At 37.9% G+C, this 746-nt stretch carries 1 protein-coding gene; it reads left to right on the forward strand.

The window, feature by feature from the left end:
• Window positions 1–200 precede the first annotated feature (200 nt).
• A complete protein-coding gene (locus GJQ68_RS23110; RefSeq protein WP_235941872.1) occupies window positions 201–569 on the forward strand; it encodes an endonuclease domain-containing protein in 369 nt (122 codons plus the stop codon).
• Window positions 570–746: the final 177 nt, after the last annotated feature.

The raw sequence follows: 746 nt of genomic DNA on the forward strand, positions 1-746 counted from the left end.
TCTCCGGTAATACCGTGACCGTTAATCCATCCGTATCCAAATCCCCCTTGCCAAGGGGGTAAGGGGGATTTTTAGGGAGTGGAAAATCGATCGATAAATATAATTTAGACTCTTAAAACCAATTTTTAAAGAAGAAATCCTGGACTTTTAATCTATTATGATTAAATTTTTTCATGCGATATGTCCCTTACAACAAGAATTTGAAAGAATTCTCAAGAGAATTGAGGTCTCATTCTACTCTTTCCGAAGTTTTACTTTGGCAAAAGCTAAGAGCAAGTCAATTTCGAGGGTATGCTTTCAACCGGCAAAAACCATTGGGAGATTTTATTGTGGACTTCTATTGCAGGAAACTTAAATTGGTAATCGAGATTGATGGGGATAGCCACTTTTATGCTGAATCTGTTGTTGAAGATCAAAGAAGGCAATTAATATTAGAAAAAATGGGTTTATGTTTTCTAAGATTTTTGGATAGCGAAGTTAAGAAATCCATGCCTTTTGTTCTTCAGGAAATTGGAGCATTTATGGATGATTGGGAAGTAAAAAATGGTGGTTCCAGAACGGATTTTTAAGCATCTAAATGACTCGAAAAAATCCCCCTTGCCCCCTTAAAAAGGGGGAATTGCTAAAATGTCTGTTTAAAGTTGAATTGGAGCCATTTCAACGGACTGAGATAGCTCTCCGGTAATACCGTGACCGTTAATCCATCCGTATCCAAATCCCCCTTGCCAAGGGGGTAAGGGGGATTT

The organism is Cyclobacterium roseum, from assembly GCF_010119225.1.
GTDB lineage: Bacteria > Bacteroidota > Bacteroidia > Cytophagales > Cyclobacteriaceae > Cyclobacterium > Cyclobacterium roseum.